This is a genomic window from Halomonas sp. BC04 (assembly GCF_000568385.1).
Map to the genome: position 1 here is coordinate 1 of NZ_AZQX01000382.1, position 6330 is coordinate 6330.

At 65.1% G+C, this 6330-nt stretch carries 5 protein-coding genes and 1 pseudogene; 4 read left to right on the plus strand and 2 right to left on the minus strand.

Annotation, left to right across the window (positions count from 1 at the left end; translation table 11 throughout):
- From pyk to pgi, 3 genes are all read left to right on the plus strand, one after another.
- Positions 1 to 1160, plus strand: a 1160-nt coding sequence (gene pyk / locus Q427_RS25625; RefSeq protein ID WP_043518234.1) for a pyruvate kinase, incomplete at its 5' end; no start/stop codon positions are given.
- The gene (locus Q427_RS25630; RefSeq protein ID WP_051496716.1) at positions 1157 to 1678 is read left to right on the plus strand and encodes a methylglyoxal synthase; all 522 of its coding nucleotides are present in this window, start codon (positions 1157 to 1159) and stop codon (positions 1676 to 1678) included. The genes pyk and Q427_RS25630, both read left to right, overlap by 4 nt.
- Before the next feature lie 9 nt (positions 1679 to 1687).
- The gene (pgi, locus tag Q427_RS25635; RefSeq protein ID WP_043518235.1) at positions 1688 to 3352 is read left to right on the plus strand and encodes a glucose-6-phosphate isomerase; all 1665 of its coding nucleotides are present in this window, start codon (positions 1688 to 1690) and stop codon (positions 3350 to 3352) included.
- Positions 3353 to 3358: 6 nt separating this feature from the next.
- On the opposite strand, the gene Q427_RS25640 is transcribed toward pgi, so the two are convergent.
- Entirely contained in the window at positions 3359 to 3928 is a 570-nt protein-coding gene (locus Q427_RS25640) for a CrcB family protein (protein ID WP_331280710.1), read from the minus strand.
- Between the two features lie 8 nt (positions 3929 to 3936).
- Positions 3937 to 4158, minus strand: coding sequence for a CrcB family protein (locus Q427_RS34880; RefSeq protein WP_231613924.1), 222 nt, complete (start codon positions 4156 to 4158; stop codon positions 3937 to 3939).
- A 439-nt stretch (positions 4159 to 4597) separates the two neighbouring features.
- Between Q427_RS34880 and Q427_RS25650 the strand changes: the two are divergent.
- A pseudogene (locus Q427_RS25650) lies at positions 4598 to 6330 on the plus strand (mechanosensitive ion channel protein MscS); the annotation flags it as partial.

Genomic DNA, 6330 nt, shown 5'->3' on the forward strand with positions numbered 1-6330 from the left:
TGGCGCTGGAAGCGGATGCCGGGGACGAGACCCGGGTCGGCTGCGACTACAAGACCCTGGCCGACGACGTCGTCCCCGGCGACCGGCTGCTGCTCGACGACGGCCGGCTGGTGCTGCATGTGAACCGGGTGGCCGACCACCTGATCCACACCAGCGTGGTGGTGGGCGGCAAGCTCTCCAACAACAAGGGCATCAACAAGGAGGGGGGCGGCCTCTCGGCCCCGGCGCTCACCGACAAGGATCGCGCCGACCTCAAGACCGCCATCGACATCGGCGTCGACTACCTGGCGGTCTCGTTTCCCCGCAGCGCCGCCGACATGCACGAGGCGCGGGAGCTGCTGGGCGAGGCAGGCAAGGAGATCGGCCTGGTGGCCAAGCTCGAGCGCGCCGAGGCAGTGGCCGATGCGGCGACCCTGGACGGCATCATCGAGGCCTCCGAGGCGGTGATGGTGGCCCGGGGTGACCTGGGCGTGGAGATCGGCGACGCCGAATTGATCGGCATGCAGAAGCGCATCATCAAGCGCGCCCGCACCCTGAATCGAGCGGTGATCACCGCCACCCAGATGATGGAGTCGATGATCACCTCGCCGCTGCCCACCCGGGCCGAAGTGTTCGATGTGGCCAACGCCGTGCTCGACGGCACCGACGCGGTGATGCTCTCCGCCGAGACCGCCGCCGGCGACTTCCCGGTGGAGACCATCGAGGCGATCGACCGCGTCTGTCTCGGCGCTGAGCGCGAGAAGATTGCCCAGGAGTCGGGCCACCGCATCCACGAGGGCTTCTCGCGGATCGACGAGACCATCGCCCTGTCGGCCATGTACGCCGCCAATCATCTCACCGGCGTGGCGGCCATCGCCTGCATGACCTCGACCGGCTACACGCCGCTGATCGCCTCGCGTATCCGCTCGGGACTGCCCATCGTCGGCCTGGCCCACAGCCCGGTGGCGCAGCGGCGCATGGCGCTCTACCGCGGCGTGGTTTCGCTGCCCTTCGATACCAGCGGCATGGCCGCCCCCGAGCTCAACGACCGGGCGCTGGCGCTGCTGGTCAAGCAGGGAATTGCCAAACCGGGGGAAGATGTCATTCTGACCCGGGGCGATCACATGAACGCCCATGGCGGCACCAATACCCTGAAGATTCTCGAGGTGGGTACACCATGACCGACCCGCGTCCGCATCGCACCGTGCAGCGCACCCTTCCGGCCCGCAAGCGCATCGCCCTGATCGCCCATGACGGCAAGAAAGAGGAACTGCTGGCGTGGGCCACGCACTGGCAGCAGACCCTGGCCGACCATGAACTGGTCGGCACCGGCACTACCGCCGGCCGCATCTCGGCCCAGCTGGGCCTGACGGTGGAAGGCCTGATGAGCGGCCCGCTGGGCGGCGACCAGCAGATCGGCGCCCGCATCACCGAGCAGCGCCTCGACCTGCTGATCTTCTTCTGGGACCCCTTCGCCCCCCAGCCCCACGACCCGGACGTCAAGGCCCTGCTGCGGCTCGCCGCCCTGTGGAACATCCCCGTGGCCTGCAACGCCGCCAGCGCCGACTTCCTGGTCAGCTCTCCCTGGCTGTCACAACCCTACGAGATGACCATCCCTGATGCCCAGGCATGGGTGACATCACGCAATTCACAGGCTGACAGGCGGCCCGCGCCACCTCGCCCCGACCATCGCGCCTGAGGAAACCGCATGTTCCAACTGACCCGCAGCGTCACCTGGCAGGCCCTGAAGCAATTGCAGCAGGAAACCGCCGGCGACCGGATCAAGGATTACTTCACCGCCGACCCCCAGCGCTTCGAGAAGATGAGCCTGCGCGTCGGCGGCCTGTTCCTCGACTACTCCAAGCACCAGATCTCCGATACGGTGCTGGCCAAGCTGCTCGAGCTCGCCGACCATTCGGCGCTGGTCCAGCGGCGCGCCCAGATGTTTTCCGGCGACATCATCAATGTCACCGAAGACCGCCCGGTACTGCACGCCGCCCTGCGCAACCTGGGCGACAGCCCGGTAATGGTCGACGGCAAGGACGTGATGCCGGAGATTCGCCGCTCCTGGGAGCAACTGCGCCAGTTCGCCGACGCCGTACGCAGCGGCGAATGGAAGGGCTTCAGCGGCAAGCGCATCAAGGACGTGGTCAACATCGGCATCGGAGGCTCGGACCTGGGGCCCAACATGGCGTGCCGGGCACTGCTCAAGCACCGCCACCCGGAGCTCGGCTTCCACTTCGTCTCCAATGTGGACGGCGCCCATATCCAGAAGGTGCTGGCTCGCCTGGACCCGGCTTCCACGCTGTTCATCGTCTCGACCAAGACCTTCTCCACCCAGGAAACGCTGCTCAACGCCAAGACGGCACGGCGATGGTTCGTGGAGCAGGCCGGCGACGATGCCGATGTGGGGGCGCACTTCGTCGCCGCCTCCACGAACAAGAAAGCCGCCATGGCATTCGGCGTACGTGAGGAGAACGTCTTCGAATTCTGGGCCTGGGTCGGTGGCCGCTACTCCATGTGGTCCTCCATCGGCCTGCCGATCGCCCTTTCAGTGGGCTTCGATGGCTTCATGGAAATGCTCGAAGGCGCCTACGAAATGGACCAGCATTTCCTCTCCGCCCCCTTCGACCGGAACATGCCCGTGCTGATGGCGCTGGTAGGCATCTGGAACCTCAACTTCAAAGGGGCCGAGACCCAGGCCATCGTGCCCTATGACCAGGCGCTGCATCAGTTGCCCGCCTTCCTGCAGCAGCTGGACATGGAGTCCAACGGCAAGTCGGTGGATATCTTCGGCCATCCGGTGGACTACAAGACCGGCCCCATCGTCTGGGGGCAGACCGGCTCCAACGGCCAGCACGCCTTCTTCCAGCTGCTGCACCAGGGTACCCGCTACGTGCCCATCGACTTCATCGCCTCGCTCAAGCCGGAGCCGGGCGTGGAGGAGCACCACTTCGCCCTGCTCACCAACATGCTGGCCCAGGCCAATGCCTTCATGGAGGGGAGCCAGACCGGCGGTCGCCTCGACCCCTACAGCTGTCCCGGCAACCGCCCCTCCAGCGTGCTGCTGCTCGATGAACTCACGCCGAAGAACCTGGGTGCACTGATCGCGCTCTACGAGCACAAGGTCTTCGTCCAGGGGGTGATCTGGAACATCAACTCCTTCGACCAGTGGGGGGTGGAGCTGGGCAAGCGTATCGCGGGTGAGATCAGCGACCGCCTGGATACCCAGACCCAGGACTTCGACGCCTCGACCCAGGGGCTGCTGGCCCTGGTGCGCGAACACTTCCCCACCTCGCCATCGACCGCCCACGGGCCAGCCAAGAGCGGGAAAGGCAAGAGTGAGAAAAAGGCGAGCAAGAAGGAGAGCTGAATCGGCCTATGTTGTTCTGGCTGCAGCCGCCGCCAGCCGGGCCCTGATCATGGAGTCGCCCAGCCAGGCGGCGGCAAGCCATAGCGGCACGCTGGCCAGTACATAGAGCAGCGCCAGCCAGGGCAGGCCGCTTTCGAGCAGATAGAGCGTCTCGAGGCTGAACAGCGAAAAGGTCGTGAAGCCGCCACAGAATCCGGCCACCAGGAAGGGCTGCCAGCGTGCCACGCGCCCTCCCTGGCGGCAGGCCGCATAGGCAGAGAAGGCGGCGATCAGCCAGGAACCCAGCAGGTTCACCGCCAGGGTACCCCAGGGGAAGGCCGGCCCCAGCACCGCCATTGAGGCAACCGATACCAGGTAGCGAAGGAGACTGCCCAGGGCGCTGCCCAACCCCACCGCCGCATAGTCTCGCCAGCCGCTCATGGCGCCCCCCCCGCCAGCCACCAGCCATCCAGCCAGGGCCAGACCCGCCAGGCAGGTGGTGCCGATATTGGTCAGCGCCGCCGGTGTCCGACCGCTTTGCCACAGCGCCAGTGTCTGCAGGCTGAGAGAGGAGACCGTGGTATAGCCACCCAGCACGCCGATTATCAGCCAAGCCAGGCCGAAGAGAGGTCGAGACTCTGAGGCACACCCAGACGGCCGGCGATCCAGCCAGCCAGAAATGCACCGCTGAGGTTCACCGCCAGGGTGCCCCAGGGAAAACCGGTGCCCAGCCAACGAGCCAGGAGCCGGGAAACCGCCAGGCGGACCATGCCCCCCACGGCCCCGCCTACCCCCACCAGTACTACCGCGGCCCATCCGATGCTCATGCTGCCGTATCCCCAGCGGAACCTTTGATGCCAACCGATGCCAGGCTATGTACGAAAACTGTCTGCGCTCGGCCATGCTGCGTTAAAAATCGGCTCAAAATACTCATTTACACCCCGTAAACTCTGCTTTTTCGCCGATTTTTGCCTTTCCTGACCTTCGCTCGCCGACTTTTCGAACATAGCCTAGCGAAGTCGTTACGAACACACAAAGAAAAGCCACTCGCGGGGCGAGTGGCAAGAGGATCGAGCTTGGTGCAGGGATTCATGCCAAGGGATAGGCACGCACCAGAATATGACACAATTGGCATTACATGTACAATTACTGCATCGATAAATTCGACTCGACCGCCACCGTTCGTCCCGTGGTGACAAAATCCGTATCATATGCGCACGGGAACAGACGAGTCCCTGCCTACACGCCCGAGATGGAGGTCACCGCGTGATACCGACACGTTTCATTCCCTGGCTGCTTGGCTGGTTGCTGCTGGCCTGCCTGGCCGCGACACCTGCCCTGGCCCAGCCAAGCGAAGCCACCAATGGCCCTGCCTATTCGACGCTGGCCGACCTGCTCGAGGATGAGTCATCCCGCCAGCAACTGATCGACCATCTGCGCCGCCAGGCAATCGATGAGGGCGCCCTGGCTAGCGCCGAAGCCGTCCACGAGGGACAGCAGCCGGCACAGGTATCGGCACCAAGGCAGCTGGCGGAGATGACCAGCCGAGTTGTCAGCGATATCGGCGGGGAGTTGCGCAATCTGGTGAGCATCGTGACCGGCCTGTTCACCGGTGACACTGCCGCCACCGACTTCGATACGGCGGCCTTCACCTCGGCGGCGATCAACCTGGGCCTGGTGATACTGGCCACCTTCCTCTTCTTCGTCACCTTCCGCCACTTCGCCAGGCCGTTGTTCACCCGCATCAGCGGCTGGTCGCTTCAGGCCAGCAGCCTTACGCCGGTCGTGCGCCTGGTGCTCTGCGTGGCCCTGGCCGCCCTGGTGGATGTGCTGATCGTGGTACTGGCCTACATGGCCGGCAACCTCATCGCCACCTTCGCTATCGGCGAAACCGGCGAGCTATCCACCCGTGCCTCGCTGTTCCTCAACGCCTTCCTGATCATAGAACTGTTGAAGGCCGCCGTGCGGATGCTGTTCTCGTCACGCTACGAGGACTTCGCCTGCTGCCCATCTCGGCCGGCGAGGCTTCCTACTGGAACCGCTGGCTCGCCCGCCTCATCGGGCTGGTGGGCTATGGCCTGATGGTGGTGGTGCCGCTGGCCAACTTCTACCTGACCCCGGCTCTGGGCCAGGGCATCGGTGCCCTGGTCATCTTCGGCGCCTTCGTCTATGCCGTGGCCGTGGTGCTCAAGAACCGGCTCCGGATTCGCAATAACCTCGACGAGCTGGCGGGGCGCAGCGACCTGACGGCAACCCGGGTCTCCCTGACGCTGTTCGCCCGCACCTGGCACCTGTTCGCCCTGGCTTACTTCCTGATGGTGCTGGTGCTGACCCTCACCCGGCCGGCGGATGCGCTACCCTTCGTGCTCTTTGCCACGCTCAAGACACTGGCCATCGTGGTGATCGGCATGCTCCTGTCGAGCCTGCTGACCCAGACCATCGGGCGTCGCATTCGCCTCTCCGACGACCTGCGCCGCAAGCTGCCATTGCTGGAGCCACGCCTCAACAGCTATGTGCCCAATGCCCTGCGCGTCATTCGCACCATCATCCTGATCGTGGTGATCCTGCTCGTGCTCAACGCCTGGGGCGCCTTCGACCTCATGGCCTGGTATGCCTCAGAGCCGGGGCGCGGCCTGGTGGGCACGCTGGCGAGCGTGGCGACGATCCTGGTCGTCGCCATTGGCGCCTGGCTTGGCCTGGCCAGCCTGATCGAACACAAGCTGAACCCGGAGACCGGCACCGGCGAGCCCACCGCGCGTGCCAAGACCCTGCTCTCGCTGTTCCGCAATGCCCTGGCCATCGCCTGATCACCATGACGATGATGATCGTGCTGGCCGAGATCGGCATCAATATCGGGCCGCTGATCGCCGGTGCTGGTGTACTGGGCCTGGCCATCGGCTTCGGTGCCCAGAAGCTGGTGCAGGACATCATCACCGGGATCTTCATCCAGGTGGAAAACGCCATGAACACCGGCGACGTGGTCACGGTGGGCGGTATCA